Raw genomic sequence first — 25,892 nt, 5'->3', positions numbered from 1 at the left:
AGAGAACCACGTTCTCGCGGCGGTTATCGGTTATCGATGAACGGAGTAACCATGGCGGAGGACATCACCGCAGTCGACTTCTTCCGGGACGATCGGCTCACCGACGATCCGTACCCGTTCTATGCGGCGCTCCGCGACAAGTGTCCGGTGACGCGGGAGAAGTTCTACGGCGTCACCATGGTGACCGGTTGGCAGGAAGCCGTGGACGTCTACAACGATGCCGAGTCGTTCTCCTCGTGCATCTCGGTGACCGGCCCGTTTCCGGGATTCCCGGTGTCGTTGGAGGGCAAGGAGAACGAGGACATCACCGAGCTGATCAACGAGCACCGTGACGAGATTCCGTTCAGCGATCAGCTGCCCACACTGGATCCGCCGACCCACACCAATCACCGTGCCCTGCTGATGCGGCTGATCACGCCGAAGCGTCTCAAGGAGAACGAGGACGCGATGTGGCAGATCGCCGACGACATCCTCGACGACTTCCTCGCGCCCGGCCACGGCGAGTTCATCAACGGCTTTGCCGGCCCGTTCACGCTGCGGGTCATCGCCGACCTACTCGGCGTGCCCGAGGAGGACCGCCCGGAGTTGCTGGAGCGGCTGGCCCGCGGAACTCACGGCAGCGGGCTGGGCAATGCCGACAAGACGCTGGCCAAGACCCCGCTGGAGTACCTCTACGACGTGTTCGCCGAGTACGTCGAGGACCGCCGCCGCAACCCGCGGGACGACGTGCTCACCGGTCTGGCCACCGCGACGTTCCCGGGCGGCACCACACCCGAGGTCGGCGATGTGGTGCGGGTGGCGACGAATGTGTTCTCGGCCGGTCAGGAGACCACGGTGCGGCTGCTGTCCACCGCGCTGAAGGTGCTCGGCGACCGCCCCGACATCCAGGAGCGGGTCCGCGCGGACCGCAGCCTGCTGCCCAACTTCATCGAGGAGTGCCTGCGGATCGAGAGCCCGGTCAAGGGTGACTTCCGGTTGTCCCGGGTGCCCACCACCGTGGGCGGTCAGCCGCTGGGGGCCGGCTGCACGGTCATGGTGATCAACGGGGCGGCCAACCGCGACCCCCGGCGGTTCGAGAACCCCGACGAGTTCGACCCCGACCGCAAGAACGCCCGTCAGCATCTGGCATTCGGCCGGGGCATCCACAGTTGCCCGGGCGCTCCGCTGGCCCGCGCCGAGACCCGCGTCGGCCTGGAACGTCTCCTGGACCGCACCAGCGACATCCGGATCAGCGAGGCGCACCACGGCCCGCCGGAGAATCGCAGGTACTCCTACATTCCCACCTACATCCTGCGCGGCCTCACCGAGTTGCATCTGGAGTTCGACGGCGTTTCCGGTGGTGCACGATGAAGGTCACGGTCGACGAGGATCGCTGCGCCGGGCACGGCATGTGCCTCACCCTGTGCCCCGAGGTGTTCGAACTGACCGACGACGGTTGGTCGGTCGCAAAACTCGAAGAGGTGCCGCCGGAGCTGGAATCCGCGGCGCGCGAGGCGATCGAGCACTGCCCTGAACGTGCGATCCGGGAAATCGACTGATTCAAGAGGAGTGTGAATGGCCAAGGCATACATCGTCATCACCGAGGACGTGAAGGATCCGGCCGGCATGGCCGAGTACGGCAAGCTGGCCGGCCCGACGATGGCTAACGCCAAAGTGCTGGCGTTCGACCAGAAGGCCGAGGTGATCGAGGGGACCTGGCACGGTACCCAGACGGTGCTGCTGGAGTTCGAGTCCGAGGAGGCGGCCAAGGCCTGGTACTACTCCGACGAGTATCAGGCCGCCGCCAAACTCCGTCAGGCCGCCGCGGATTGCAACGGCGCCATTCTGCACGGGGTGTGAGACGCAGCGCGGCTGGCTCCCGACGATGAGGGGGCCGGCCGTTCTCGCGGCCGATCGCCAACACCGACGGTGTCAGGGACAACCGCGTCGGGGGCGACCGCGGCAGGGGCGACCGCGGCAGGGGAGCGGTCTCCCTCCCGCGGTGCGGGTCACTCCCGAATCGAGATGGCCTGGCGCGGACACTGCCGCACCGCCTCGCGAATCTGTTCCTCGTTCTCCGGGGTCACCTCATCCTGCAGTACGTGCAGGTAATCCTGATCGTCGAGCTGGAAGACCTCCGGGATGATGCCCATGCAGACACCGTTGGCCTCGCACAGCCCGAAATCGACCTCGACCTTCTTCGTCATCGCAACACCTTCACCGGGACATGGGAGTAACCGCCCACGTTCTGCATCGTCACCCGCCGCAGACCGTCCCACTTCACCTCGTACCGAGGCATGAAATCGAGCAGGTGCTCGAGTGCGATCGTACTCTCCAACCGGGCCAGCGCGGCGCCGAGACAGCTGTGGATGCCGTAGCCGAGAGCCAGGTTCGGCGACTCGGTGCGATCACGGTCGATGTCGAACCTGTCGGCATCGGTCCAGGCCCGTTCGTCGCGGTTGGCCGAGGCCTTCAGCAGGAACACCGGCTTGCCGGCCGGGATGGTGCCGCTGGGCACGTGCGCCTCCTTGAGCGTGTAGCGCACGTTGTACTGCACCGGACCCTCATAGCGCAGCAGTTCCTCCACCGCGGCGGGGATCTTGCTGCGATCATCGAGCAGCTTCTGCCACTGGTCGGGGAACCGGGCGAAGTTCACCACCGCGGTGCCGATCAACTTGGTCACCGTCTCCGCGCCGGCCCCGCCGAGAAGTGTTGCGAAACCGCAGATCTCGATGTCGTCGAGCCGGCGCATGCCGCCGTCCTCATCCGGGATCTCCGCGGCGATGAGCCGGCTGATCATGTCGTCTTGCGGTTCCTGCCGGCGTTTCTGCACCAGGTCGTAGTAGAACATCGCGGTGTCGATGTTGGCCTGCATGCCCGCCTCGGTGGCCTCGATCTGACCGGGCTCGCGGTGCAGGCTGGTGTCGATCCAGTGCCGCACCTGCTGACGGTATTCCTCGGGGACGCCGGCCATCCGGGTGATGACCTCGACCGGGAACGGTCCGGAGAAGTCCTGGACCACATCGAACTCGTCGGACTTCACCGCACCGAGGTACTTGCGCACCAGTTCGATCACGGTGTCGCGCTGGGACTGGATCGCCCGCGGGGTGAACGCCTTGTTGAGCAGGCTGCGCATGTGCCGGTGCTCGGGCGGGTCCATGAAGATGATGGACTTCTGCGGCCGCTCCTCGGAGCGCACCATCGCCAGGTCGCACCCGCGCGACGAGGAGAACGTCTCGTGGTCCTTCAGCGCGGCGGCGACATCGGCATGCCGGGACAGCGCGTAGAAGTCCTCGTCCTCGTCGTAGTAGATCGGCGCCTCGTCCCGCATCCGTTTGTAGATGCCGAACGGATCGTTGAAGAACTCCTCCGAGAAGGGATCGAACTTCACCCGGGGCCTGGTCATGGATCCTCCTGCGCGGCGAACGGACGGCCGGTCACGTTACGGAAGCCTGCCGAACTGTAACGCTAACAGTTATGCTTCCAAGATACGGCGAATCCGGCGGAATTCGTCGTATCGACAGGTGTCGATTGCATGTGCCCTACGGGCTTTCCGGCACCCCGGCCGAGACGACATCGTCCAACAGCTGCAGGCTGCCACCCAGTTCGGCCACGATCTTGCGGACGACCGCGACGTCCTTGCCGACGAACTCCGCGACGCCGGCGATGAACGCGCTCGCCGACCCTGCCCGGGCGCACAGGTCGAGCGCGCGGCTGGTGGCGCTTCCGTGCGGCAGCGCCGTCAACAGCGTCGATTCGTCCACACCCAGCCGGTTGCCGAGCCGGACCCCCTCGGCCACCAGCCCGATCTGGGCGGCGAACAGCGTGTTGTTCACCAATTTGACCTTCTGGCCGGAGCCGAGCGGCCCGACGTGCAGCACCGGATCGCCGTAACTGCGCAGCACCGGTTCCGCCGCCGACACCGTCGCCTCATCCCCACCGACGAACAACGTCAGCGTGCCGGCGGCGATCTCGTACGGGCCGCCGCTGACCGGGGCGTCGAGCACCGCGACACCGTGCGGTTCCGCCGCGGCGGCCACCGCCTCGGCGGTGCGCGGGCTGCCGGTGGTGTGCACGACCAGCACCGAACCCTGTGGCATGTTCGCGAGCAGATCGCTCTCCAGACACACCTGCCGCACCTGATTGTCGGAGAACACACAGATCACCACCGCGCCGGCGTCGGCGCCGGTCTGCGCGAGGCCGGTGACCGCGGTGGCACCGAGCTCCTCGACCGCAGCGCGCTTGTCCGGGGTGCGGCCCAGTGCGCGGACCTCGTGGCCGGCCTCGACGAGTCGGCGCACCATCGGGGCGCCCATCCGGCCGGCGCCGACGAAACCGACCTTCATCGCCGGGCGTGACCCATCGCCGTCAGGGCGGTGTCGGCCACGGTGAACACCGTCCCCTCGGGCACCGACGCCGACGCCGCGATGTTCGCGGCATGGCGAACGTCCTTCTGCAGCAGGGCCCCGGCGATCGGCGCCAGACCCTCGACGGTGCCGCCGAACACCGAGATGCTGCCCAGCGCCTTGCTGGTCGCCGAACCGCCGTTGAGCACCTCGGCCAGTTTCACCCGCGGAATGCCCAGCGACTCACCGAGTTCCAGGGTGCTCAGGGCACTACCGAGGTTGGCGGTGAACAACAGGTTGTTGAGGATCTTGGTGACCTGCCCGCTGCCGAGCGGTCCGAGATGCACGATCGGATCGGCATAGCTGGCGAACACCGGTCGGCACCGCTCGACGACCTCCTCGTCCCCGCCGACCATCACCAGCAGCTTGCCCTCCTCGACGGCCGGACCACCGCCGCTGACCGGTGCGTCGATGACCGAGACCTGCTGGGCCGCAGCCTTTTCCGAGATCTCCCGGCAGGTGTCCGGGTGCACCGTGCTGTGGATCGCCACGACACCGCCGGGTGCCAGACCGGCCAGCACCCCGGTATCGCCGTAGAGCACCTCACGCACATCGTCGTCGCCGACCACGCACAGGCAGACCAGGTCGCTGGCGGCGCCGAGTTCGGCCGGCGAGCCCGCCGTCTTGGCCGGGGTGTCGGCGAACGGTTCGAGCGTGGCGGCCCGGCGCGCCCACAGGGTGGTCTCGTAACCGTTCTCGGCGATCCGCCGGGCCATGGGGCCGCCCTGGCTGCCCAGACCGATGAAGCCAACGCGCATCAACCCGCCTCCACTTCCATTCCGGTGCGGCCGCGCTGACGCGCGGCGACGCATTCTGCGACAAACGACAAGACCCTGAGGTGGTACGCCGCGGCGGTCCAGCCGAGGCTGAGATTGTGCCCGGCGCCCAGGATCTCGTCGGTGACCACCCGGGGACTGGCGGCGAACAGCGCGGCGATCTCCGCCATCGCCTCCGGGCCGGACTGCCAGACCCGTTCGTGCTCGGCGCGGCTGAACAACACCGGGATCCGGACCTGCGGCGCCAGTTCCCGGAAGTCGCGGCGCGGCCAGCCGGCCACCAGGGCCGCTTCGTACGGGGCCCCGGACGCGGCGCTGGGCAGTTCGGCGAGAACCTCCGGCGGATACACCGCCGCGGGTTCCCACAGCAGCTCCCGCAGACCCACCGGGCGGTTCGTCGGGCTCGCCGCCTTGAGGATCTCGGCGGCGGCGGGCTCGTACCGCAGGCCGGTGCCGGCCAGGGCCATGCCGAGCAGTTCACCGCCCCGTTCCGCGGCGGCCAACCGCACTGCGAGTTCACAACCGTTGGAGTGCGCCAGCACGAAGACCCCGTGGCCGGTCGGGCGGTCGCCGAGCATCGTGTCCACCGCGCCGTAGACCAGAGACACCCGCTGGTCGGGGTGTCGCATCGCGTCCGGGTACGGCGCCGACGCCCCGTACCCGGGCCGGTCGAGCGCCACCGCGGTGAACCCGGCCGCGGCGGCAAGCCGCAGCAGCGACAGCTCGGGATGACCGGGGCAGTCGAAATAGGCCGAGGTGGTGCCGCCGCCGTGCAGCGCCACGACCACGGCTCGCGGGTCGGCGGCCTCGCTCAGCAGCCCCGACATCGGCACCCCGTCGACGAGCACGACCCGGGGCCGGGGTGGCCGGGAGCGCGGTGCGGCAGCCGCCACGGGTCCGTCGGTCATGAGTCCGTCCGCAACAGCAGCACGCCGCTCGGGGTCAGGCCGCCGCTGCTGGCGACCGCCACCCGGGCGTCGGGGACCTGCCGCTCACCGGCTTCGCCCCGCAACTGGCTGACCGCCTCGTGTATCAGCCCCATACCGTGGGTGCGGCCGTGCGACAGCTGCCCGCCGTGGGTGTTCAGCGGCAGCACCCCGTCCCGGGCGATGTTGCGGCCGCCGTCGAGGAAGTCCTTGGCCTCACCGATCCCGCAGAACCCGAGCGCCTCGATCCACGACAGACAGTTGAACGTGAATCCGTCATACAGTTGCGCGACGTCGACGTCCTCGGGGCGCAGCGAGGTGCGGCTCCACAGGTGAGCCGACTGGCCCAGCACCTGCGGCTCGTGGGTGAGGGTGGTCTGGTCCCAGTCGGTGCGCTCGATGATCTGGGTTCCGACCGCCTCCACCAGCACGGGAGGCTTGCGCAGGTCTCGGGCCGCGTCGACCGCCGACACGATGACCGCCACCGCGCCGTCACACGGCACATCGCAGTCGTACAGGCCGAACGGCGTGGTGATCGGCCGGGCGTTGAGGTAGTCGTCCATGGTCAGCGGATCGCGGTACACCGCGGTCGGGTTGAGTGCGGCGTTCGCGCGCTGGTTCAAAGCGATCCAGCCCAACGTCTCGCGGGTGGTGCCGTACCGGTGGAAGTGCCGTTGTGCGTTGAGCGCCAACGTGTGCGCCGCGGACGTGGCGCCGAACGGCATCTGCCAGCTGGTGGTCCGGGCGCCCATCGGGGGCGCCAGCCGGCCCTCCTTCATCAACTGGTTGAACGACGCCTCCCACAGGGTGCGGAAGCACAGCACATGGCGGGCCAGCCCGGTGGCGACGGCCATCATCGCCGCGATCACCGACCCGCCCGGACCGAAGGTGTCCATACCGCCGTTTATCCAGGTGGGACGCAGACCCAGCGCGCCTTCCAACGCGGTGACCCCGCCCTCGCCCATCCCGGCGGTGTCGATGCCCGGGTAGGTGGACAGCCCGTCGATGTCGTCGAAGGTCAGCCCGGCGTCGGCGACGGCGGCCTCACACGCCTCGATGGTCAGCGACAGCGGCGGGACCATGAGCCGCCGGCCGATCCGGGAGGCGCCGATACCGGTGATGGCCGCCCGGTCCTCGAACTTGTCCGGGGTGAGCATCGGCCGCACGTGTTTGGCGAAATCGGTGGGTGCGATCTCGTCGGCGGGCAGGTCGGCCGGCTCGGTTTGCCCGGTCGGACGGAACATCGGCAGCCAGACGTCCTCGATCTTCTCGAAGAGCACCTCGACCCGCTGACCGAGCGTCAGCTCGTCCGGATCGCATTCGACGATGTTGGTGGTCAACCGGACCCGCGGATCCTCGGCGACGGCGACCTGGGCCACCACGTAGGGCGGCGGGAGATCCGGGAACCCGAACCGGTGATTGACGGTGAATCCGGTCAGGATGCCCTGGCCGGACACCACACGCGGCGCGAGGTTGTGGCCGCGGCAGTACCGGCAGACAGGTTGCGGCGGATGGATGAGCGCGTCGCAGTCCCGGCAGCCGAGGATCTTCAGTTGTCCGTCGGCGCCGGCCGTCCAGAAGAACTCGTTGTCGAACGTTAACTGGGGCAGGGGCCGGGTCACCGCAGCCCCCCGACGGTCTCGTTCTCCGGCGCCGAGGCGGGCGACGCCGGCGGTTCCTCCGGCCGGTTGTCGGCGATCTTGATGATGGCGTGGACGGGGCAGTCGAGCAGTGCCCGCATGACGGCGTCGCGGTCCTGCTCGGGCACCGTGCCGTCACCGATCAACGAGGCGTAACCCCAGTCGTCGAGCGAGAAGTACCCCGGCGCGTGTTTGGCGCAGACACCGAAGCCGTCGCAGATCGTGCGGTCGAGACGAATCCGCATCCCACCACTCATGATTCGGTCACCGCCTCCACCTCGTAGGGTCGCTGCGCCCGGAACGGGCCGGGCCGGCATGTCTCACAGGAGTTGTCCAGATGGCGCGCCACCACCTGCGGGAAGTGCCGCAACAGGCTGGCGGCGATGTTGGTGGCCCCGTCGAGGGTGCCGCAGGCGCCGCGACCCCGCAGCACCACCGACCACCGTTCCAGCCGGGCCAGATCCTCGTCGGTGGCGACCCCGTCGCGCAGGGCGCCGGTCACCGCGGCCATCGCGGCGGTGCCGTTGAAACACGATCCGCACTGTCCGGCGTTCTCCCGGTCGAAGTAGTCCATGACCGCCGCGGCCACCGCCACCGGGCAGTCATCGGTGAGGATGGAGATCGCGCCGCAGCCCAGCCCGCTGCCGAGCCGGCGGATGGATTCGTGGTCGAGGGTGGCGTCGAGCACATCGGTGTTCAGCAGCCCCGCGAAATACCCGCCCATCAGCACCCCGCGCACCGACTCGGCGGGCACGCCATGGTGGGCGAGCAGATCGGTGAACGCGATGCCGTAGGGGAGCTCATAGAGCGCCGGCGGCCGCCCGGCACCGGTGACGGTGGCCAGGAAGGTGCCCGGTGACATCGGGGTGCCGAGCGACCGGAAGGCCTCCGCTCCATGCCGGTGCACATACACCAGGTTCGCCAGTGTCTCCACGTTGCTCACCAGGGTCGGCCGCCCATCCACCCCCTGCTCGAACGGCCGGGGTGGCTTGTCCGTCGGCTTGGCCGGGCCGCCGTTGAGCATCCGCACCGCGGCGGTCTCCTCACCGGCGACGTACCCCGGGTCCACGATCGCCGGCGTCACCCGCAGCCCGTCGAACGAGTCCGCCGGTGCCTCGGCCAGTGCCGACTCGACCGCAGCGGCGGCCCGCGGATCGGAGACGTACACATAGCCCCGGTCGGCGCCGACGACCCGGGCCGCGAGCCGCAGACCGTCGAGCACCAGATGAGGCCGGTTACGCAGCAGCCAACGGTCTTTCACCGACGCCGGTTCGCCCTCCTCACCGTTGGCGACCACCACCGGCGCGGTCGCGCGGCGGCGGCCGTTGTCGGCGACGCTGCGCAGTTTGGTGGCGAGCGGAAACGCCGCGCCGCCCCGACCCGATAGACCGCTCAGCTCGGTCTGTTCCAGCAGCGCCGGGGCGTCGGTCAGCGGCCGGTAACCGCCGGCCGCGGCGTAGGCGGCGCCGTCCTCAGCGCCGGCGCCGAGCAGCCGAGGTGTGATTCCCGGCCAGGCTGCGACGGTGAGATCGACTGGCGCAGCGGTGCTTTTCATGGCTGCCCTTCCACTCCTTCGAACCCGGACCGGTTCATGCCGGGGTGCGGCACGGTTAGGCTTGCGGGCATGAGAACGGCGGTGGTACGTGTCAAGGTCGACCCCCACGGCGAGCTCAGCGCGGACCGGTTACGCGACGGCATGGCCGCGCTCCGCGGACTTGTCGACGAAATGGGCGTCGAGGTGGTGGACAACAACCTGCCTGCGATGCCGGCGCGGCGTCGCGAGGTGGAGCTGCTGATGACCGGGTCCGACCCCGAGGAGTTGCAGCGCACCGCGGTCACGTTGTGCGCCAAGGTTTTCGGCACCAACCCGGTGCCCGGCGTGCTCACCTACATCAGCCGTGGCACCGACGACGACGCGCACGGGGTCCTGGCCGGATTCGGCCTGACCGGCGAGGTCGTCCGCCGGCCGGGCACCGAAGGCTGGGACATCGTCGAGGTGACGCTGCGCAAGACCGATCTGCAGCGGGTGCCGGAGAGCCGGATCCACACCGCGCTGGAAGCCTCGCTCAACTGTGAGGTGCACATCCGCACAATCTGATTCGCGCATCAGCTGTCCAGAAACTCCAGGATCGGGGGAGCCGCCTGGACCCAGGTGTCGAACAGACAGAAGTTCTTGCCCCCGCTCTGGGCCATCTTCTCGCCGGCCCGTTCCCAGGCGTCCTCCGGCCAGGGCGGGTCGATCAGGGTCGAACCCTTGATCAGGCAGTGCACCTCCAGGGAGGTGCGCTTGGGGTGGTCCCAGTCGTTCTCACCGCCGCGGATGATCAGGGTGGGCACGGTGATGTTCTCGAACATCTCGTCGACCACACCGGGAATGGTCTGGCCGGGCTTCGGTACGTAGGCGTTGAGCCACCGACGCATCACCTTGAGGAACTCGTCGGCGTCCAGTGCCAGGAAGCGCTGCTCGTTGGCAGGGTTCGCGTCGATGCGTTCACGCCACTCCGGCACGCTCAACAGGCCCTTGATGCCAAGTCCGCGCACCGCCAGGATGCTCGGCACCACATAGTGACCGCCGAGCACGAAACTGCCGTACACGCCGCCGACGATGTTCCACACCACCAGCCTGGTGACCATGTCCGGGTAGAGCATGGTGAACAGCATCGAGTCACGGGCGCCGCCGGATCCGCCGGCGATGTGGCACGGCCCGATGTCCAGCGCCCGCAACAGGCCGTACAGTGTCTCGGCGCGCATGTGTGATTCGCTCTCGCCGTAGAACTGCACATCCGAGGCGCCGCAGTTGGGCCGGTCCCACAGCAGCACCCGGTAGCCACCGTCCACCAGCGCCTCGGCCAGTGGGCGCAGCCCCGGAATGTCCTTGCTGAACCGGCCACCCGGTGTCAGAACGATGAAATCACCTCGGTCACCGAGGATCTCGTAGACGACATTGCCGCCGTTGACTTCGACGGTCTGATTGCGCGTGGTAGTTGCCACCTGACTCTTTCCTGCTGTCACGCGGTGACGAGGACCTCGTCGCCGACGACCCGGACCGGATATGTGCGAATGCTCCACTCGGGTTTGACCGCGGTCGTTCCGGTGGCGAGTTCGAAACCCCACTGGTGCCACGGGCAGTAGATGAACTCCATGTCGCGCACCATCACCGCGTTGCCGGGCACGCTGTCGTCGACGATGGTCCGGCCGCGGGGACGTCCCGAGCACAGCGGCCCGCCCTCGTGCGGGCAGTAGTTCGCGATGGCGTAGAACGTGCCGTTGACGTTGTAGACGCCGACTCCGTGCCGACCAATCGGCACGAGTTTGTGTGTGCCGGGCGGGATTTCGTCGACCTTGGCGACGACGTGCTCCCGTCCCTGCGCCAGCCGCTTCGGCTGCGAACCGTTCTGGCCGGGGCTCTGCCGGGTGCTCTCCCGGGGCGTGTTCTGTTGGGGTGCCGATCTCTGCTCTGCTGTCATGTCAGAACACCCGGGTCTGGCCTTCGAGCGCCGGCACCGTCTCCGGCAGCTTGTAGGTTTCGATGCCGTTGCGGAACATCACCGCTTCGCGGGCGTGCTCGGGCAGGTGCTTGACCAGCCACCGCGGATCATCGAACGTCCAGTGCGGGTAATCCGAGGAGAACAGCAGGATCTTCTCGCACTCCATCCACTCCAGCGCCCGGGTCAGCTCGGTCTTGTCCTCGGGGTAGTCCAGCGGCTGGGTGGTGAACTTGATGTGGTCCTTGACGTATTCGCTCGGCTTGCGCTTGATCTCCAGCCAGGACTTGCGGGCCTCGTAGATCGCGTCCATCCGCCACATCAGCGGCAGGATCCAGGTGAAGGCGTGCTCGACGAACACCACCCGCAGGTTGGGGAAGCGGTCGAAGACACCGTCGAAGATCAGGCTCATCACCTGGTTCACGGCCAGCAGCGAGTAGGTGACCATGAAGTCGTGGTTGTAGCTGGGCATGCCGACCGGCGGCATGGGCAGCTCCTCGTGGTGGCTGCGGGACAGATGGCAGCTCACCGTGATGTCGTGTTTGGCGGCCGCCGCCCAGATCGGGTCGTACTTCGGGTCGCCCCACGACGGCCGCGGCTCGGCCTTGATCAGGATCTGCGCCATGTACGGATGGCCGGCCCAGCGCTCGATCTCCCGCACGCTGTCCTCCGGCGCCTCGATGGCCAGGCAGATCGATCCGCGCCACCGCTGATGCCAGTTGTTGTGGCTGTCCAGCCAGTGGTTGGCCTGCCAGTCGTTGAGCGCCACGGCCATGGCGTGCTGGGTTTCCGGGGTGCGGGCCGGGTAGGCGGCCGGCTCCAGGATCGCGATGTCGGCGCCCGCCTCCATGATCAGCTGCCTGAACGCCAGGTCAGGGTCGCTGCACGCGAATTCGCCGTCCGGTGGGAAGGCGTCGACCCGCATCGCATACGAGTGCGCGTAGTCGGGGGCGTCGTAGTAGATCTGCTCGCCCACCTTGCGGGTGAGGAAGTACTTGCTGCGCCACGGCTCGGGGATGTAGGGGAGCAGTTCACCGCGCCGGGGAGTGGGATGGACATCGGAGTCGACGCACCGGATCGCGGTTCGTTCGGTGGCCGGCACCCGGGGATTGGTTGTGACCGTCATCGGATTCTCCCTCGTCTCACCCTCTACTTTGCCAACGCCGCGGACGGAATGGCGGAACTTTCGATGTTGTAGAGCTCGGCGGCGTTCCGCCAGCACAGCTTGTCGCGCTGCTCGGCGCTGAACGTGCCGGGAATCGTCAATTCGTTGAGCTGCCAATGCGGGTAGCTCGAGCCGAACATCACCATGTTCTCCTTGCCGGTGAACCCGAACCACTCGCCGGCGAAATCGACATCGCCCGGGCCGTCGAGGAAGCCCTGGACGAAGTACACGTGGCCGGGCAGGTAGTCGCTGGGCATCCGTGGCGCCCACGGAGTCTGCTCGAGGTGTGGCCGGCCGAAGCAGTCCATCCGCCAGATGAACGGGGTCAGCAGGTCGGCGGCGCCGTCCGCCCAGACGAACTTCAGCGTGGGCATTCTCTCGAATACCCCCTCGGCGATCATGTTCATCAGGTGGTACAGGTAGTTCAGCGCCATGAACCCGACGTACTGCTCATAGGTCCGGGTGTTGCCGGACGGCGTCGGGGAGGCCGCGATGCCGGCGCCCACCTCGATGTGCACCGCGACCGGAAGGTTCGCCGCGACGGCGGCTTCCCACAACGGCCAGAACTGCGGTTTGCCGTACAGCTCGCGGGACTGCAGCGGGATGCCGAGCTGGACCACCCGGGGATGGTCCTTGTACTTCTCGATCTCCCGCAGCGACCCGGCGATGTCGTCCGGGTTGACCCGGATGGTGCCGCGGAACCGGTCACCGAACTCGGGGTGGTCCAGCCACCGTGTCACCAGCATCTCGTTGTGCGCGGCCGCCAGGGCGGTGCCGAGGTGACGGTCCGGCATGATGCCGCGGGTCATCGGATGCAGCACCGCGATGTCGACGCCACGCTGTTCGAACAGGTGCTGGGCCACGACGTCGGGATCGCTGCCCGGGTACTGCCGGTCGGGTCCCTCGGTGCCCTTGGCGTACTCGCCGCCGGGGGCGCCGTACCAGTCCATCTCGTAGTCGGGGAAGCCGCGGCTCTTGAACGGCTCACGCAGGAAAGTGCCGCGCAGATCCTTGTTCGACTTGCAGAAGATGTGCACGCTGGCGTCGATGACGGGGGTCCGGGTCCCGTCACTGAGTTCAATCACCTCGACCGTCCTCCGATTTACCGGCGTTCGATACCGGTCCCACAGGTCAGTGTAGATCGTTGTTCTTCGATAGCAAGAACATAGTTCTCAGATTCCGGATCGGCCCGACACCCGCGATCATCTGCGCAGATCAGGTCCGCCATGCGGGTTTGGCGAAAATCGGTAGCCGACGGGGGAGAACCGGTACGGCCGAGTGTGAGAATGTTATTCTCCTACCGACCTGATAGCCGAGCAGGAGACGCCGGATGCTACTTGAGTTCGATGCTGATCAACGGTTGTGGCAGGAAACCGTGCGTGATGCGGTGGCCAAGCAGTGCCCGGCCTCGCTGATCCGCAGCATCGTCGAGGACGGAGTGGATCCCGGACCACTGTGGAAGTCCTTCGTCGATCAGGGGTGGACCGAGCTGACCGACCCGGAGAACGCGGTGGAACTGGCCATCGTGGTCGAAGAACTCGGCCGGGCCACCGATCCGACGCCGTTCCTGGCCACCATGACGCAGTTCGCCCCGCTGGTGGGCGAGCGGTTCGATCCGCACCGCGCCGGCGCGGCGGTGTACGGCGGCATCTCGGCACACCGTGACGACACCGGCTGGATCCTCGACGGCACCGCCCGCCACGTGCTCGACGCCGACCGGGCCGAGCAGTTGGCGGTGGTGACCTCGGCGGGGGTGTTCCTCGTCGACGCCGGGGTGGCGACCGTGCGCCGCAGTCAGGCGTTCGACCCGGTTCTGCACATCACCGACGTCTCGTTCACCGGGGTGCAGGTGCCCGACACCCGGCGGCTGGCCACCGATCCGGAGAAGGCCCGCCACGTGGCGCTGACCGGGATGGCCATGACGATGGTCGGCGCCTGCCAGCGGGTGCTGGACCTGGCGCTCGAGCACGTCAAGCAGCGCCACCAGTTCGGCGTTCCGATCGGCTCGTTCCAGGCGATCCAGCACAAGGCCGCCGACATGCACGTGGCGATCGAGCGGGCCCGGGCGCTGTCCTACTTCGCGGCGCTGACGATCTCGGTTGACGATCCGCGCCGCCGGCTGGCCGCGGCCATGGCCAAGGCGTCGGCCGGGGAGTGCCAGTCACTGGTGTTCCGGCACGGTCTGCAGATGTTCGGTGCCATGGGATTCACCTGGGAGAACGACCTTCAATTCGCGCTGAAGCGGGCCAAGGCCGGCGAGCTCATGCTCGGCGGGGCGGCCGAACACCGCGCGGTGATCGCCGAGGAGTACAGGACCTTCTGATGCAACTGACCTTTGATGCCGACGTCGAAGAGTTCCGGGCCGAGTTCATCGCGTTCCTGGAGGCCAATCTGCCGGACGAGGCGCAGACCCTGGAGCGGCCCCGTTCGGTGTCGCACATGCCGCAGTGGGCCCGGGACTGGCAACGGCTGCTGTTCGACAACGGGTGGCTGCTGCCGGCCCAGCCGCCGGAGTTCGGCGGTCGCAATGCCACGGTGTTGCAGCAGTACGTGCACCTCGAGGAACTGTGCAAGCGGCGTATCTACCACAGCTTCAATCCGCAGGGTGTGAACATCATCGCGGCGTCGTTGCTGTCGTTCGGCAGCGATGAGCAGAAGCACCGCTGGGCGGTGCCGGTGCTGAAGGCCGAGATGACCGCATCGCTGGGGATGAGTGAGCCCAGCGCCGGATCGGACCTGGCGTCGCTGCGTACCCGGGCTGAGTTCGTCTCCGGCGACGACGGGGACCACTTCGTCGTCAACGGCCAGAAGGTGTGGACCTCGGGCGCCCACGACGCGGACTTCCTGCTCACGTTCGTGCGCACCGATCCGGACGCGCCCAAGCACAAGGGCATCAGCGTGCTGATCATCCCCACCGATCTGCCCGGGGTGGTGTGCCGGCCGTTCGCCGACATCTGCGGGCCGGAGAACAAGGACTTCAACGAGGTGTTCTTCACCGACGTGCGGGTGCCGGCGGAGAATCTCGTCGGTCCGCTCAACGGCGGCTGGAAGGTGGCCAACGGGTCGCTGGGACATGAGCGCACCATGATGTGGCTCGGGTTCGCCGACCGCATCGACAACATCATCGCCGACTTCACACCGCGCACCCCGTTGGAGCGCGATCAGTACGCCACCGCGATCATGGACTACCAGGCGTTGCGGCTGATCGGCTCGGTCGGGCTGGCCAAGGCGGCCCGCGGCGAGATGGACACCGCGTCGGTGTCGGTGGCCAAACTGCTGGGCTCCGAAGCCGAGTTGCGGGCTGCCGAGATGGCTTTGACCGCAGCAGGATCCGACGGGCTGATTCATCCGTCGACGACCGGGCCGTATGCGCACATGAACCTCGACCACTACTTCGCGAGCTGGTTCGAGCGGTTCGCGCGCAGCTTCTCGGGCACGATCGCCGGCGGAACCTCGGAGATTCAGCGCAACATCATCGCCCAGCAGGTGCTCGGCCTGCCGCGACGCTGACGCCGCCGCGGTGAGTGTGCGTTTCTCCCGGTGAGCGTGCGGCTGCTGATGTGAGTGTGCGACTGCTGATGTGAGTGTGCGGCTGCTGATGTGAGTGTGCGGCTGCTGATGTGAGTGTGTGGTGGGTGGGCGTTTTGGGCCGTTTTCGGGCAGTGACGGCACTTCCGACTCGGTGGGTGTACAGCCGACGCAGTGGTTGCACAGCCGAGGAGCTGACGGCACCGCCGAGGCGGTGGTTGCCCTTTCGCCTTTGCGGGGTGTCGATGGTGCGGCCGCCGATGTGAGTGTGCGGCCGCCGTCGTGAGTGTGCGGTTGCGGTTGTGAGGGTGTGGTGGGTAGGCGTTTTGGGCCGTTTTCGCACAGTGACAGCACAACCGACGCGGTGACTGCACAACCGACGCAGTGACCGCACAGCCGAATCCACCGCTGCACACACCCACACACCCGGATACGGCCGATGACGCCGGAAAAGCGAAACCCCTCGAGGCCCACGATGTCCGGGCGTCGAGGGGGTCGCTGTCGGAGGCATCACCAGGTGATGACCGCGGGCTCCTTGCGTTCGGTGATCGGGCGGGCCAGTTCCTGCTCGTCGCAGATCTGCTGTAACCGGTCCAGGGTTTCGTCCAACTTCGGGCCCAACGGCTTGCCTGGCGTGAACTTCGCCGGCAGATGCCGCATCCCCTGGATGACACCGATGGTGTCGTAGTGCATGGTGCCCTCCGGATCGCACACGTAGTCCGGCATCCGGTCGAGCACCGCGGTCAGCATCGACTTGAACACCGTGCGCGCCACGTTGGAGCCGACGCAGCGGTGCACACCGATACCGAAACTGAAGTGCCGGTTGCCCTTACGGTCGAGAATGATCTCGTTCGGCCGCTCGAACACCGCCGGGTCGCGGTTGGCCATCGCCCAGGACAACCACAGCCGTTCATACTTCTTGAACTGGGTGCCCAGCACCTCCACGTCCTCGGCGAACGTGCGACCGTCGCCGGGGGCGGGGGTGAAGAACCGGAGGAACTCCTCGGTGGCCGGATTGAGCAGGGTGTCGCGTTCCCGGCTGAGCCGTTCCCGCTCGTCGGGATGCTCGCCGAGCCACTCCAGGGCGTGCGCGGTGAGCGCGGTGGTGGTGTCGAACCCGCCACCGATGATCAGCCCCAGGTTCCCGAGGATCTCCATGTCGGGGGCCGGTTCCCCGTCGATCCGCAACTGCAGCAGGGCGTTGACCAGGCCCGGGCGGGGGTTCTCCCGGATCTCCATCATGTTGTTGATCAAGTCGATGCCCATCTCGCGGTGCATCTCGTTGACCTTCTCCCGCTCCGGTGCGTGCTCGGGGGTGTACACCGAGGCGTGGGTGGGCTCGCTGTAGACCTTCCACTTCTTCAGCTCGATGCCCATCATCGCCAGTGTGAACACCGCCGGCACCACGTTCGCCAGATCCTCGACGAAGTCGATCTCACCGGATTCGATCTTCTCGTCGATGGCGGCACGGGTGATCTCGTGGACGAACGGCTCCCACCGCTTGATCGCCGCCGGCGACAGGTACGGGTTCAGCGCACCACGGTAGATGCTGTGCTCCGGCTCGTCCATCTCCAGGATGCCGCCCCGCACGACGGTGGCGCGGCTGGCTTTCGGAATCGTGATGCCCTGGAAGGGGGTCTCGCCGGTGATGTCATGATGGTTGGAAACCACCGGACAGCGCGCCAATTCGAAGACATGCTTGCTGTCGGCGGCGACCCAGTGACCACCGTAGGTGTCCGTCCACGCCATCGGGCACTTGGCGTGCATCTCCTCGGTGATCTTCTCGAACTGCAGCCGGTATTCCGGTGTGTGCCGATCGAAGTGATAGCGATGTTTCTTGCGCTCGGCGTCGGTGATGATGTCGTCGACACTCAAGGTGTGGTCTCCCGTGGTCTCTCGGCTGTCGCATCGGATTCGATGAAAATGGCCTGTTCGGGGCACGATTGGGCGGCCTCGCGGACGGCGTCCTCATGTTCGGGAGGAACCACCTCGGAAACCGGTGACGACGTGCCGTCGATGTCACTGAGCTCGAAGGATTCCGGCGCGATCATTGCGCACAGTGTATGGCCCTGGCACCGTTCCGAATCGACCCTGACCTTCATGAATTTCCCCTCTCGAATCCGGCGATCTCCGCGTACTGTCCTGGGTGGCAGGGGTTCAGACGTGGTAGTCGTACCACTTGAGGTAGCCGCCGGCGTCCACCCGCAACTGCATGCCGGTGACATACCGGGCCTCCTCGGAGGCCAACCACAACACCGCGTTGCTGATGTCCTCCGGTTCGACGTAGGGCACCCGCATCGCCTGCTGCACACCGAACACCGGTTCGGCGTCGGCGCGGGTCGGGTTCTCCAGATCGGGGCGGAACGACCGGTACATCGGTTCGCTCTGCAGCATGTCGGTGTTGCAGTTGGTCGGATGGATGACGTTGGCGCGGATCCCGCGGACCGCGAGCTCGGTGGCCAGGTCGTGCACGTACTGGGCCAGCAACCGCTTCGAGCTCATATACGCCATCCCGCCCGGATCGGCGCCGGGGTTGGGCTTCTGGTGGGCGTCCATCAACGCCGCCGCCGAGGCGGTCGCGATGATCGACGCGCCCTCCTTGAGATGCGGCAGGGCCACCTGGATCGCGTTCATGGTGCCGACCAGGTTGGTGTTCATCACGTCGGTCCAAGCCTGCAGCGGCGGTTGACCTTTCATCCCCGCGACGCCGGCCTGCGCCACGACGATGTCGACCTTGCCGAACTCCTTGAGCCCGCCTTCCAGGGCGGTCCGCAACTGATCGGCGTTGCGCACATCGGCCTGGGCGGTGTAGACGCCACGTCCGGTCTTCTCGACCAGTTTCGCCGTCTCCTCGAGATCCTCCGGCTTGGCCATCGAATAGCCGATCGTCTCGATGTCGGCGCAGATGTCCACCGCGATGATGTCGGCACCCTCTTCGGCGAGGCGGACCGCATGGCTGCGGCCCTGGCCCCGTGCGGCACCGGTGATGAATGCGACTTTGCCCTCAACGCGTCCCACAGCTTGTCCCTTTCATTCGGAGTGGTTGGCCGTGTCGGTGCCGGTCAGGTGTTGCGACCGCCGTTGACACCCAAGATCTGTCCGGTGATGTAGCCGGCCTCCTCGGAGATCAGGAATGCGCACGCCGCGGCGATGTCCTCGGGTTTGCCCATGCGCCGCACCGGCGTTGCCTCGATGGTCTTGTCGATGTCGCCGAGGTAGCCCTTGGCGGCGGCCGCCCGCAGCATCGGCGTGTCGATGAATCCCGGCGGCACCGCATTGACCGTGATCCCGGCGGGGCCGTATTCCAGTGCCAGCGTCTTGGTCAGGCCGTTGACCCCGGACTTGGCCGCGACGTAGGGCGCCATGTACGGAGCGCCGGAATGGGTGCTCGACGACGAGATGTTGACGATGCGACCCCAGCCCGCCTCGATCATGTCGGGCAGAACCGCCTGGATGCAGTGGAACACCCCGTGCAGGTTGACGTTGATGACGCGTTCCCAGTCCTCGAAGGAGATGTCGGTGAACCGCCGGAACAGGTCCAGGCCGGCGGCGTTCACCAGGATGGTCACCGGACCGAGCTGGGTGCGGATGGCGTCGAACGCCGCATCCACCTGAGCCCGGTCGGTGACGTCCGCGGCATGGCTGAACTCGTCGTCGCCCGGCTTCAGATCGATGGTGGCGACGTGATAGCCGTCGGCGCGCAGGCGCGCCGCCACGGCCTGACCGATCCCCGAACCTCCCCCGGTCACCACGGCGTTCTTCAACTACCAGCCTCCTGGCCCCTCGGGGACGTGAACCATGCTGTCGCACCCGTCCGCAACGAGTATCAAGAATCTTCCTTTCGAATATGAGAACCGTACTCTCAGATGTGATCGTTCTGCAAGATCGGGGGACATCTCGACGACCCTCCGCCTAGGGTGTGGATCTATCGCCCATGCCCTATGACTAGCCAATCTAGCCTTTCCTTGAGTTCTCGGATCGCGAATGTATGATTCGCCCCTAACGAGAATGAAGTTTCCATCACAGCGAGGAGGATGATGCGGGAAACGTCGACCCTCCCGGGTGAGGAGCAGCGGTCCAACGGCGCCGGACAGCACGTCGACAGACGGTTACTCATCGATGGCCAACTGCTGACGACCGCGCGGACGTTTCCCTCTCTGAATCCGGCCACCGGACAGGTTCTCGGGTATGCGCCCGACGCCACCGTCGCAGAGGCGCAGGCCGCGGTGGCCGCGGCGCGGCGGGCGTTCGACACCACCGACTGGGCGACGAACGTCGAACTGCGGATCCGCTGTCTTGACCAGTTGCACCGCGCGTTGGTCGAGCACCGTGACGAACTCGCCGATCTGACCGTCGCCGAGGTCGGCGCCACCCCCGCACTGTGCGCGGGTGCGCAACTCGATCAGCCGATCGCGATCGTGCGGTACTACGCCGACCTGTTGCGGCGCTACCCGATGACCGAGGACCTCGGCAACGCCGAGATCCGCGGTATGCAGCACCACCGGTGGGTGGAGAAGGAAGCCGCCGGGGTGGTGGCCGCGATCATCGCCTACAACTATCCGAACCAGCTGGCGCTGGCCAAACTCGGACCGGCGCTGGCGGCCGGCTGCACGGTGGTGCTCAAGGGCGCCCCGGACACCCCGCTGGTCACCCTGGCGCTCGGCGAGCTGATCGCCGAGCACACCGACATCCCGGCCGGGGTGGTGAACGTGCTGAGCGGGGCCGACCCGGACGTGGGCGCCGCGCTGACCACGAGTCCGGATGTCGACATGGTGACGTTCACCGGATCCACCCAGACCGGACGGCGGATCATGGCCGCGGCCAGCGAGACGCTCAAGAAGGTGTTCCTCGAACTGGGCGGCAAATCCGCGGCCATCGTCCTCGACGACGCCGACTTCACCATGGCGGCGTTGTTCACGGCGTTCTCGATGGTCACCCACGCCGGCCAGGGGTGTGCGCTGACCTCGCGGCTGCTGGTGCCGCGGACGCACCATGACGAGATCGTCGTACTGGTCAAGAACAACTTCGGCCTGGTGAAGTACGGCGATCCCACCGACCCGCAGACCTACATGGGCCCGCTGATCAGCGAGAAACAACGCGACAAGGTGCACGGGATGGTGCAGCGGGCGGTGGCCGCCGGCGCGACCCTGGTCACCGGCGGGCAGAAGGTCGACCCGGGCTTCTTCTACCAGCCGACCCTGCTGACCGGCGTCGATCCGGACAGCGAGATCGCGCAGGAGGAGGTGTTCGGTCCGGTGCTGGCCGTGATCGCCTACGACGATGACGACGATGCGGTGCGCATCGCCAACAACTCGATCTACGGGTTGTCCGGCGCGGTCTTCGGCAGCGAGGAGCGCGCGATCGCGGTGGCCCGCCGGATCCGCACCGGCACGTTCTCGATCAACGGCGGCAACTACTTCAGCCCCGACGTTCCGTTCGGCGGCTACAAACAATCCGGTATAGGCAGGGAAATGGGAGTTGCGGGGCTCGAGGAGTTCCTCGAGAGCAAGACGTTCGCCAGGGTGCTCACGGAGGTGCCGGCATGAGGCCGCTGGAAGGAATCCGGGTTCTGGAAGTCGCGATGTACGGCTTCGTGCCGTCGGCGGGCGCGGTGCTCGGCGAATGGGGCGCCGACGTCATCAAGGTCGAACACGCGGTGACCGGAGACCCGCAGCGCGGGCTGCGCCAGACCGGTCTGCTGCGGGTGGAGGGCGATCCGAACCCCAACATCGAACACGCCAACCGGGGCAAACGCAGCATCGGCCTGGACATGTCGGTGCCCGAAGGCCGCGAGGTGCTGCTCGAATTGGCCCGTCGCTCCGATGTTTTCCTCACCAGCTTCCTGCCCGGTCACCGGCAGAAGTTCAAGATCGATGTCGACGACATCCGGGCGGTCAATCCGAAGATCATCTACGCCCGCGGCAGCGCCCTGGGCCCGCGCGGCGAAGAGGCGGTCAAGGGCGGCTACGACATGACCGCGTTCTGGTGCCGCGCCGGCACCGCGCGCACCATCACCCCGCCCGACATGCCCGGTATGATCGGCCCGCCCGGTCCCGCCTACGGCGACACCATCTCCGGCACCAACCTCGCCGGCGGAATCGCCGCGGCACTGCTGAAGCGGGAGCGCACCGGTGAACCGTCGATCGTGGACGTGTCCCTGCTGGGCAGCGGGCTGTGGTCGCTCGGCCACACCGTGGCGCTGACCAATCACCTCGGCGAGCGGCTGGAGGCCTTCCCGCCCGGCGTGCACGGCTCCCCAATCAATCCGCTGGTGGGCCTGTATCCGACCGCGGACGACCGCTACATCTCGTTCGTGATGATGCAGCCCACCAAGTTCTGGGCGGACGTGTGCCGGCACATGGATCTCGACGAGTTGATCGACGACCCGCGGTTCGCCACCGCGGAGGCGATCGCCGAGAACACCGAGGTGGCGACGAAGATCCTCACCGAGGCGATGTCCAAGCGCACCCTGGCGGAGTGGAGTGAGCGGTTCGCCACCCTGGCCGGGCCGTGGGCACCGGTCCAGGACACCCTGCAGGCGGCACAGGATTCCCAGATCCGGGCCAACGAATACCTCATCAGGGCTGGCGAAATGGAGCTGGTCGCCAACCCGGTACAGTTCGACGTCACCGCGCCGAGCACCGGGCCCGCTCCGGGTTTCGCCGAGCAGACCGACGAGATCCTGACCGAGCTCGGCCTGGACTGGGACCGCATCATCGAGCTGAAGACCGTCGGCGCGGTCACCTAGCGGGAGCGGAGCAACGGAGAGGCCGGAATATGCCGTACGTCGCGTCGATCGGCACGTACCTGCCGTGCTGGGGTGACCCGCTGTGCCGGGTGCCGGGTGACGACGAGGACGCCGTCACCCTCGCGGTCGAGGCCGGCCGTGCCGCCCTGGAATCGGGTGCCCCGGTCGAGCGCGTCGTGATGGTGACACGCGACTTCCCGTTGCTGGAGAGCAGCAATGCGGCGGTGCTGCTGGCCGGGCTGGGGCTCGATCCCGAACTCGAGGTCGACGAACGGCTCGGCGGAGCACCGGCGACGCTGGACGCCGTCAGCTCCGCCCGGCCCCGCACCCTGGTCATCGGGGTGGACCTGGAACCCGCCGGTGCGGCCGCGCTGATCACCGCCGAACGCGGACTACAGGTTCGCACCGCCGCGCGGCTGGCCCGCAGCCTGCCGGTGCGGGTGCGCAATGCCGGGGGAGTGGTGCACGATTACGGCGATCCCCGGCTGTTGCACGAACGTGGGCTGATCGCGTCCCTGGAGGCGGCCTGGCTGGACATCCCGGTGGCGATCGCGGGAGTCGATCACGATCGCGCCGTGCAGCTGTGCCGTGGCAACCCGCCGCAGCTGCCCACGGTGGGCGCCAGTTCCAGCGTGTTCGCGCTGGCCGGCCTCGCCGAGCAGGGGGTCAGCGGCCCACTGGTCGCCGCCGAGCAGGCCAGCCTGTCCGGGATGACGGTGAGCGGGGGCGTCGCGCTGATCCAACGCCGGGAACCGCCGGCCCGCCCGTTGCCGGAGCTCACGTACGTCGCCGACGCCGACATCCCGATCTCGCTGGCCGCCTACGAACGTGCATTTGAAGCGAAGACTCGTTGGGAGGCAGGCAGATTCACTGACGGTCGGTTCGGGGAGGACCACCTGGACTTCCCGCCCCGGTTCCATGTCGGCGACGACGGTGCACTGGCCACCGGCTATGAGCTGGTGCCGCTGCCGCGCACCGGCACGGTCTACACCGAGGCCACCGTGCACATGCCGGTGCCGGGCCTGCGCACGCCGTACTCCCTGGTGATCGTGCAGCTCGACGGGGTGGATGTGCGGGCCCTGGTGCGGACCACCGGCGCCGAACCCGGCACGGTGCAGATCGGCGACCGGGGGCGGCTGACCCTGCGGCGGGTCGCGGTGCGGTCCGGGGTGCCGGACTACTACTACGCGTTCGAACCGGCGCGGGCGGCCGTGCGGAGCGCCGCGTGAACACCGTCGGTGGGGAGTCTGCGGTGAGGACTCCACGATGAGGAAGGTCGCCGTCGTGGGTGCGGGGATGACCGCGTTCCGCGAACACTTCGCACTCGGGATCAAGGACCTGTTGCCGATGGCGTTCGCCGAGTGCGCGGCCAGCGTCGACAAGGGAATCGCCAAGGCGGATCTGCAGGCCGCCTGGTTCGGCTGCATGGGCACCGCCGACGGTTTCCCGTCCGGCATCCTGGCCGACAGCCTGGGGTTGCCGGAGCTGCCGGTGACCCGGGTCGAGAACTCCTGCGCCACCGGCAATGACGCGGTCCGCAACGCCGTGTTCGCGGTGGCCTCCGGAGCCTATGACGTCGCGCTGGTGATGGGCGCCGACAAACTGCGGGACACCACCTCCAAGGACATGCTGTGGGAATGGGAGGCGATGGCCCGCGACATGGCCTGGGACTATCCGCTGGGCCTGGTGTCGCCGGCCGGGTTCGCCCTGCACCTGCGGCGTTATCTGCACGAGTCGCCGGCCACCCGCGAGCATCTGGCCATGGTGGCGGTCAAGAATCACCGCCACGGGGTGAGCAACCCCAAGGCCCGGCTCCGGTTCGAGATCACGCTGGAGCAGGCGTTGTCGGCACCCATCGTGGTGACGCCGTTCGGTCTGTACGACTGCGCCCCCCAGAGCGACGGGGCCGCGGCGTTGATCCTGGCGGCCGAGGACGTGGTGGACCGGTTCACCAACCGTCCGGTGTGGATCCGCGGAGTCGGGCTCGGCCTGGATTCGGTGATGCATCAGCACAAGACCGATATGACAACCTTCCCGGCCACGGTCCGAGCGGCCCGGCAGGCGTTCGCGATGGCGGGCCTGACCCCCGCCGACATCGACGTCGCCGAAGTTCACGATTTCTTCACCGGTATCGAATTGATCAGTTATGAAGACTTGGGCTTCGTCGAACGGTTCGGAGCCCACAAGCTCGTCGAAGCGGAGGTGACCAGCGTGGGGGGCAGTCTGCCGGTCAATCCCAGCGGTGGGCTCAAAGCCAAGGGTCATCCTCCGGGCGCAACCGGGGTCGCACAGTGCGTCGAACTGTTCGGCCAGCTGCGGGGCGAGGCTGCCAACCAGGTCGACGGTGCGCGAATCGGGTTGGCCCACAACATCGGCGGGCCGACCGCGGTGGCGGCTGTGACAATCCTGGAGGGACCGGGCACCGATGGCGATTGAGGGACCGGAGCGGTGGACACCCGGTGTGGTGTTGAGCCGCGGCAGCAAGCCGATGCAGGCCATCGGCGGTTTGTTCGCGATGTCGCTGGACGCGCTGAAGTTCGTGTTCCGGCGGCCGTTTCAGGGCCGCGAGTTCCTGGAGCAGTCCTGGTTCATCGCGCGGGTGTCGCTGGCGCCGACGTTGCTGGTGGCCATCCCGTTCACGGTGTTGGTGAGCTTCACCCTCAACATCCTGCTGCGGGAGCTGGGCGCTGCCGATCTGTCCGGAGCCGGCGCGGCGTTCGGCGCCGTCACCCAGGTGGGCCCGATGGTCACGGTGCTGATCGTGGCCGGTGCGGGCGCCACCGCGATGTGTGCGGACCTCGGCTCGCGGACCATCCGCGAGGAGATCGACGCGATGGAGGTGTTGGGCATCAACCCGGTGCAGCGGTTGGTGACCCCCAGGATGCTGGCGTCCGGGCTGGTGGCACTGCTGCTCAACAGCCTGGTCGTGATCATCGGGATCATCGGCGGTTACACGTTCTCGGTGTTCGTCCAGGATGTGAATCCGGGCGCGTTCGCCGCCGGTATCACGCTGCTGACCGGCGTGCCCGAAGTGGTCATCTCGTGTGTCAAGGCGGCATTGTTCGGCTTGATCGCCGGGCTGGTGGCCTGTTACCGGGGTCTGACGATCTCCGGGGGCGGCGCCAAGGCAGTGGGTAACGCGGTCAACGAGACCGTGGTGTACGCGTTCATGGCGCTGTTCGTCATCAATGTGGTGGTGACCGCCATCGGTATCCGGTTGACCACAGGCTAGGCGGGGA

At 67.6% G+C, this 25,892-nt stretch carries 27 protein-coding genes; 11 read left to right on the top strand and 16 right to left on the bottom strand.

Features of this window, described 5'->3' with window-relative positions; all coding sequences use genetic code 11:
• The first annotated feature begins 51 nt into the window (after positions 1-51).
• Genes CKW28_RS15065 through CKW28_RS15055 form a run of 3 tightly spaced genes read left to right on the top strand, consistent with a single transcriptional unit; the run spans position 52 to position 1,839 of the window.
• Positions 52-1,350, top strand: coding sequence for a cytochrome P450 (locus CKW28_RS15065; protein WP_003927086.1), 1,299 nt, complete (start codon positions 52-54; stop codon positions 1,348-1,350).
• Positions 1,347-1,538 carry a ferredoxin gene (locus tag CKW28_RS15060; RefSeq protein ID WP_003927085.1) on the top strand — a complete coding sequence of 64 codons (192 nt, stop codon included), beginning with the start codon at positions 1,347-1,349 and terminating at the stop codon, positions 1,536-1,538. Before CKW28_RS15065 ends, CKW28_RS15060 begins: the two co-directional genes overlap by 4 nt.
• Before the next feature lie 16 nt (positions 1,539-1,554).
• Positions 1,555-1,839, top strand: coding sequence for a DUF1330 domain-containing protein (locus CKW28_RS15055; protein ID WP_003927084.1), 285 nt, complete (start codon positions 1,555-1,557; stop codon positions 1,837-1,839).
• A gap of 149 nt (positions 1,840-1,988) precedes the next feature.
• Here CKW28_RS15055 and CKW28_RS15050 read toward each other — a convergent pair whose 3' ends face one another.
• From CKW28_RS15050 to CKW28_RS15015, 8 genes are all read right to left on the bottom strand, one after another.
• Positions 1,989-2,186, bottom strand: a complete 198-nt coding sequence (locus tag CKW28_RS15050; RefSeq protein WP_003927083.1) for a ferredoxin — start codon at positions 2,184-2,186, stop codon at positions 1,989-1,991.
• Positions 2,183-3,385, bottom strand: a complete 1,203-nt coding sequence (locus CKW28_RS15045) for a cytochrome P450 (protein ID WP_003927082.1) — start codon at positions 3,383-3,385, stop codon at positions 2,183-2,185. The genes CKW28_RS15050 and CKW28_RS15045 overlap by 4 nt, the downstream gene beginning before the upstream one ends.
• A gap of 136 nt (positions 3,386-3,521) precedes the next feature.
• A complete protein-coding gene (locus tag CKW28_RS15040) occupies positions 3,522-4,325 on the bottom strand; it encodes an NAD(P)-dependent oxidoreductase (RefSeq protein WP_003927081.1) in 804 nt (267 codons plus the stop codon).
• Positions 4,322-5,143 (bottom strand): NAD(P)-dependent oxidoreductase, encoded by an 822-nt coding sequence (locus tag CKW28_RS15035; RefSeq protein WP_003927080.1) that lies wholly within the window; start codon positions 5,141-5,143, stop codon positions 4,322-4,324. Before CKW28_RS15035 ends, CKW28_RS15040 begins: the two co-directional genes overlap by 4 nt.
• Positions 5,143-6,069, bottom strand: a complete 927-nt coding sequence (locus tag CKW28_RS15030) for an alpha/beta fold hydrolase (protein WP_003927079.1) — start codon at positions 6,067-6,069, stop codon at positions 5,143-5,145. Before CKW28_RS15030 ends, CKW28_RS15035 begins: the two co-directional genes overlap by 1 nt.
• On the bottom strand, positions 6,066-7,709 hold the full coding sequence (locus tag CKW28_RS15025) for a thiolase C-terminal domain-containing protein (RefSeq protein ID WP_003927078.1): 1,644 nt from the start codon (positions 7,707-7,709) through the stop codon (positions 6,066-6,068). The genes CKW28_RS15030 and CKW28_RS15025 overlap by 4 nt, the downstream gene beginning before the upstream one ends.
• On the bottom strand, positions 7,706-7,972 hold the full coding sequence (locus tag CKW28_RS15020; protein ID WP_003927077.1) for a ferredoxin: 267 nt from the start codon (positions 7,970-7,972) through the stop codon (positions 7,706-7,708). The genes CKW28_RS15025 and CKW28_RS15020 overlap by 4 nt, the downstream gene beginning before the upstream one ends.
• An 8-nt stretch (positions 7,973-7,980) precedes the next feature.
• A complete protein-coding gene (locus CKW28_RS15015; protein WP_003927076.1) occupies positions 7,981-9,282 on the bottom strand; it encodes an NADH-ubiquinone oxidoreductase-F iron-sulfur binding region domain-containing protein in 1,302 nt (433 codons plus the stop codon).
• Positions 9,283-9,351: 69 nt separating this feature from the next.
• On the opposite strand from CKW28_RS15015, the gene CKW28_RS15010 reads away from it, so the two are divergent.
• Entirely contained in the window at positions 9,352-9,825 is a 474-nt protein-coding gene (locus tag CKW28_RS15010; RefSeq protein ID WP_003927075.1) for a hypothetical protein, read from the top strand.
• Positions 9,826-9,833: 8 nt separating this feature from the next.
• Here the strand turns inward: CKW28_RS15010 and CKW28_RS15005 are convergent, their stop codons facing one another.
• From CKW28_RS15005 to CKW28_RS14990, 4 genes are read right to left on the bottom strand one after another with little or no spacing between them, the layout of a single operon-like run.
• Positions 9,834-10,718: an alpha/beta fold hydrolase gene (locus CKW28_RS15005; RefSeq protein WP_003927074.1), complete on the bottom strand. Its 885-nt coding sequence runs from the start codon at positions 10,716-10,718 to the stop codon at positions 9,834-9,836.
• Positions 10,719-10,735: 17 nt separating this feature from the next.
• Positions 10,736-11,194, bottom strand: a complete 459-nt coding sequence (locus CKW28_RS15000) for a Rieske (2Fe-2S) protein (protein WP_003927073.1) — start codon at positions 11,192-11,194, stop codon at positions 10,736-10,738.
• A gap of 1 nt (position 11,195) precedes the next feature.
• Positions 11,196-12,338, bottom strand: a complete 1,143-nt coding sequence (locus CKW28_RS14995; protein WP_003927072.1) for an amidohydrolase family protein — start codon at positions 12,336-12,338, stop codon at positions 11,196-11,198.
• A gap of 23 nt (positions 12,339-12,361) precedes the next feature.
• Entirely contained in the window at positions 12,362-13,462 is a 1,101-nt protein-coding gene (locus CKW28_RS14990; RefSeq protein ID WP_003927071.1) for an amidohydrolase family protein, read from the bottom strand.
• A gap of 245 nt (positions 13,463-13,707) precedes the next feature.
• On the opposite strand from CKW28_RS14990, the gene CKW28_RS14985 reads away from it, so the two are divergent.
• The gene (locus tag CKW28_RS14985) at positions 13,708-14,700 is read left to right on the top strand and encodes an acyl-CoA dehydrogenase family protein (RefSeq protein ID WP_003927070.1); all 993 of its coding nucleotides are present in this window, start codon (positions 13,708-13,710) and stop codon (positions 14,698-14,700) included.
• Positions 14,700-15,887, top strand: a complete 1,188-nt coding sequence (locus tag CKW28_RS14980) for an acyl-CoA dehydrogenase family protein (protein ID WP_003927069.1) — start codon at positions 14,700-14,702, stop codon at positions 15,885-15,887. The genes CKW28_RS14985 and CKW28_RS14980 overlap by 1 nt, the downstream gene beginning before the upstream one ends.
• A 528-nt stretch (positions 15,888-16,415) precedes the next feature.
• On the opposite strand, the gene CKW28_RS14975 is transcribed toward CKW28_RS14980, so the two are convergent.
• The 4 genes from CKW28_RS14975 to CKW28_RS14960 are packed head-to-tail and all read right to left on the bottom strand — an operon-like array spanning position 16,416 to position 19,669.
• A complete protein-coding gene (locus CKW28_RS14975; RefSeq protein WP_003927068.1) occupies positions 16,416-17,780 on the bottom strand; it encodes a cytochrome P450 in 1,365 nt (454 codons plus the stop codon).
• Positions 17,777-18,007, bottom strand: a complete 231-nt coding sequence (locus CKW28_RS14970) for a ferredoxin (RefSeq protein ID WP_040547384.1) — start codon at positions 18,005-18,007, stop codon at positions 17,777-17,779. Before CKW28_RS14970 ends, CKW28_RS14975 begins: the two co-directional genes overlap by 4 nt.
• 55 nt (positions 18,008-18,062) lie before the next feature.
• The gene (locus CKW28_RS14965) at positions 18,063-18,923 is read right to left on the bottom strand and encodes a mycofactocin-coupled SDR family oxidoreductase (RefSeq protein ID WP_003927066.1); all 861 of its coding nucleotides are present in this window, start codon (positions 18,921-18,923) and stop codon (positions 18,063-18,065) included.
• 44 nt (positions 18,924-18,967) lie between these two features.
• Entirely contained in the window at positions 18,968-19,669 is a 702-nt protein-coding gene (locus CKW28_RS14960) for an SDR family NAD(P)-dependent oxidoreductase (RefSeq protein ID WP_003927065.1), read from the bottom strand.
• A gap of 273 nt (positions 19,670-19,942) precedes the next feature.
• Here CKW28_RS14960 and CKW28_RS14955 point away from each other — a divergent pair, with 273 nt between their 5' ends.
• From CKW28_RS14955 to CKW28_RS14935, 5 genes are read left to right on the top strand one after another with little or no spacing between them, the layout of a single operon-like run.
• Complete coding sequence (locus CKW28_RS14955) at positions 19,943-21,451, top strand: aldehyde dehydrogenase family protein (RefSeq protein ID WP_040547891.1); 1,509 nt, start codon at positions 19,943-19,945, stop codon at positions 21,449-21,451.
• Entirely contained in the window at positions 21,448-22,653 is a 1,206-nt protein-coding gene (locus CKW28_RS14950) for a CaiB/BaiF CoA transferase family protein (protein ID WP_003927063.1), read from the top strand. Before CKW28_RS14955 ends, CKW28_RS14950 begins: the two co-directional genes overlap by 4 nt.
• A 29-nt stretch (positions 22,654-22,682) precedes the next feature.
• On the top strand, positions 22,683-23,882 hold the full coding sequence (locus CKW28_RS14945; RefSeq protein ID WP_003927062.1) for an OB-fold domain-containing protein: 1,200 nt from the start codon (positions 22,683-22,685) through the stop codon (positions 23,880-23,882).
• Positions 23,883-23,919: 37 nt separating this feature from the next.
• Entirely contained in the window at positions 23,920-25,089 is a 1,170-nt protein-coding gene (locus CKW28_RS14940; protein ID WP_040547381.1) for a thiolase C-terminal domain-containing protein, read from the top strand.
• Positions 25,079-25,885 carry an MlaE family ABC transporter permease gene (locus CKW28_RS14935; protein WP_003927060.1) on the top strand — a complete coding sequence of 269 codons (807 nt, stop codon included), beginning with the start codon at positions 25,079-25,081 and terminating at the stop codon, positions 25,883-25,885. The genes CKW28_RS14940 and CKW28_RS14935 overlap by 11 nt, the downstream gene beginning before the upstream one ends.
• Positions 25,886-25,892 lie beyond the last annotated feature (7 nt).

Origin of the sequence: Mycolicibacterium thermoresistibile (assembly GCF_900187065.1) — a bacterium.
GTDB classification, from domain to species: Bacteria; Actinomycetota; Actinomycetes; order Mycobacteriales; family Mycobacteriaceae; genus Mycobacterium; species Mycobacterium thermoresistibile.
This window is presented reverse-complemented; position numbering and strand designations above follow the sequence as displayed.